The organism is Streptomyces sp. NPDC031225, assembly GCF_055570355.1.
Genome location: NZ_JBVIHJ010000049.1, coordinates 1,750 through 5,179, shown reverse-complemented (window position 1 = coordinate 5,179; position 3,430 = coordinate 1,750). Strand labels below are relative to the sequence as shown.

The 3,430-nt window shown below is 56.8% G+C and carries 2 rRNA genes; both read right to left on the bottom strand.

Features of this window, described 5'->3' with window-relative positions:
- Nucleotides 1-117, bottom strand: a 5S ribosomal RNA gene (rrf, locus tag ACZ48Z_RS42985).
- A gap of 99 nt (nt 118-216) precedes the next feature.
- A 23S ribosomal RNA gene (locus ACZ48Z_RS42980) occupies nt 217-3,340 on the bottom strand.
- Nucleotides 3,341-3,430 lie beyond the last annotated feature (90 nt).

Sequence of the window (3,430 nt, the reverse complement as noted above, 5' to 3'; positions counted from 1 at the left end):
GTTCGGCGGTGTCCTACTCTCCCACAGGGTCCCCCCTGCAGTACCATCGGCGCTGTAAGGCTTAGCTTCCGGGTTCGGAATGTAACCGGGCGTTTCCCTCACGCTATGACCACCGAAACACTATGAAACTGTCGAACCATGCCACACCACACCCACCAAATTATGGGTATGGGGCTGTTCGTGGTTTCAGAACCAACACAGTGGACGCGAGCAACTGAGGACAAGCCCTCGGCCTATTAGTACCGGTCACCTCCAGCGGTTACCCGCCTTCCAGATCCGGCCTATCAACCCAGTCGTCTACTGGGAGCCTTAACCCCTCAAAGGGGGTGGGAATACTCATCTCGAAGCAGGCTTCCCGCTTAGATGCTTTCAGCGGTTATCCCTCCCGAACGTAGCCAACCAGCCATGCCCTTGGCAGAACAACTGGCACACCAGAGGTTCGTCCGTCCCGGTCCTCTCGTACTAGGGACAGCCCTTCTCAATATTCCTGCGCGCGCAGCGGATAGGGACCGAACTGTCTCACGACGTTCTAAACCCAGCTCGCGTACCGCTTTAATGGGCGAACAGCCCAACCCTTGGGACCGACTCCAGCCCCAGGATGCGACGAGCCGACATCGAGGTGCCAAACCATCCCGTCGATATGGACTCTTGGGGAAGATCAGCCTGTTATCCCCGGGGTACCTTTTATCCGTTGAGCGACGGCGCTTCCACAAGCCACCGCCGGATCACTAGTCCCGACTTTCGTCCCTGCTCGACCCGTCGGTCTCACAGTCAAGCTCCCTTGTGCACTTACACTCAACACCTGATTGCCAACCAGGCTGAGGGAACCTTTGGGCGCCTCCGTTACTCTTTAGGAGGCAACCGCCCCAGTTAAACTACCCATCAGACACTGTCCCTGATCCGGATCACGGACCCAGGTTAGACATCCAGCACGACCAGACTGGTATTTCAACGACGACTCCACCTGAACTGGCGTCCAAGCTTCACAGTCTCCCAGCTATCCTACACAAGCCGAACCGAACACCAATATCAAACTGTAGTAAAGGTCCCGGGGTCTTTCCGTCCTGCTGCGCGAAACGAGCATCTTTACTCGTAGTGCAATTTCACCGGGCCTATGGTTGAGACAGTCGAGAAGTCGTTACGCCATTCGTGCAGGTCGGAACTTACCCGACAAGGAATTTCGCTACCTTAGGATGGTTATAGTTACCACCGCCGTTTACTGGCGCTTAAGTTCTCAGCTTCGCCACACCGAAATGTGACTAACCGGTCCCCTTAACGTTCCAGCACCGGGCAGGCGTCAGTCCGTATACATCGCCTTACGGCTTCGCACGGACCTGTGTTTTTAGTAAACAGTCGCTTCTCGCTGGTCTCTGCGGCCACCCCCAGCTCGAGGAGCAAGTCCTCTCACCAGTGATGGCCCCCCTTCTCCCGAAGTTACGGGGGCATTTTGCCGAGTTCCTTAACCATAGTTCACCCGAACGCCTCGGTATTCTCTACCTGACCACCTGAGTCGGTTTAGGGTACGGGCCGCCATGAAACTCGCTAGAGGCTTTTCTCGACAGCATAGGATCATCCACTTCACCACAATCGGCTCGGCATCAGGTCTCAGACTATGTGAACGGCGGATTTGCCTACCGTTCGTCCTACACCCTTACCCCGGGACAACCACCGCCCGGGATGGACTACCTTCCTGCGTCACCCCATCACTCACCTACTACAAGTCTGGTTCGCCGGCTCCACCACTTTCCATTCCCCGAAGGGTCCGGAACGGCTTCACGGACTTAGCATCGCCTGATTCAATGTTTGACGCTTCACAGCGGGTACCGGAATATCAACCGGTTATCCATCGACTACGCCTGTCGGCCTCGCCTTAGGTCCCGACTTACCCTGGGCAGATCAGCTTGACCCAGGAACCCTTAGTCAATCGGCGCACACGTTTCCCACGTGTGTATCGCTACTCATGCCTGCATTCTCACTCGTGAACCGTCCACCACTAGCTTCCGCTGCAGCTTCACCCGGCACACGACGCTCCCCTACCCATCCCAGCAGGCGTTGGCCCTATTACTGGAATGACACGACTTCGGCGGTACGCTTGAGCCCCGCTACATTGTCGGCGCGGAATCACTAGACCAGTGAGCTATTACGCACTCTTTCAAGGGTGGCTGCTTCTAAGCCAACCTCCTGGTTGTCTCTGCGACTCCACATCCTTTCCCACTTAGCGTACGCTTAGGGGCCTTAGTCGATGCTCTGGGCTGTTTCCCTCTCGACCATGGAGCTTATCCCCCACAGTCTCACTGCCGTGCTCTCACTTACCGGCATTCGGAGTTTGGCTAAGGTCAGTAACCCGGTAGGGCCCATCGCCTATCCAGTGCTCTACCTCCGGCAAGAAACACACGACGCTGCACCTAAATGCATTTCGGGGAGAACCAGCTATCACGGAGTTTGATTGGCCTTTCACCCCTAACCACAGGTCATCCCCCAGGTTTTCAACCCTGGTGGGTTCGGTCCTCCACGAAGTCTTACCTCCGCTTCAACCTGCCCATGGCTAGATCACTCCGCTTCGGGTCTTGAGCGCGCTACTATATCGCCCTATTCGGACTCGCTTTCGCTACGGCTACCCCACTCGGGTTAACCTCGCAACGCACCGCAAACTCGCAGGCTCATTCTTCAAAAGGCACGCAGTCACGACGCACCAAGTAAACTTGATGCGCGACGCTCCCACGGCTTGTAGGCACACGGTTTCAGGTACTATTTCACTCCGCTCCCGCGGTACTTTTCACCATTCCCTCACGGTACTATCCGCTATCGGTCACCAGGGAATATTTAGGCTTAGCGGGTGGTCCCGCCAGATTCACACGGGATTTCTCGGGCCCCGTGCTACTTGGGTGTCTCTCAAACGAGCCGCTGATGTTTCGACTACGGGGGTCTTACCCTCTACGCCGGACCTTTCGCATGTCCTTCGCCTACATCAACGGTTTCTGACTCGTCTCACAGCCGGCAGACTGTGAAAGAGAGATCCCACAACCCCGCACACGCAACCCCTGCCGGGTCTCACACGTATACGGTTTGGCCTCATCCGGTTTCGCTCGCCACTACTCCCGGAATCACGGTTGTTTTCTCTTCCTGCGGGTACTGAGATGTTTCACTTCCCCGCGTTCCCTCCACATACCCTATGTGTTCAGGTATGGGTGACAGCCCATGACGACTGCCGGGTTTCCCCATTCGGAAACCCCCGGATCAAAGCCTGGTTGACGGCTCCCCGGGGACTATCGTGGCCTCCCACGTCCTTCATCGGTTCCTGGTGCCAAGGCATCCACCGTGCGCCCTTAAAAACTTGGCCACAGATGCTCGCGTCCACTGTGCAGTTCTCAAACAACGACCAGCCACCCATCACCCCCAACCTGAGCTGGAGTTCACTGGGGCCGGCACC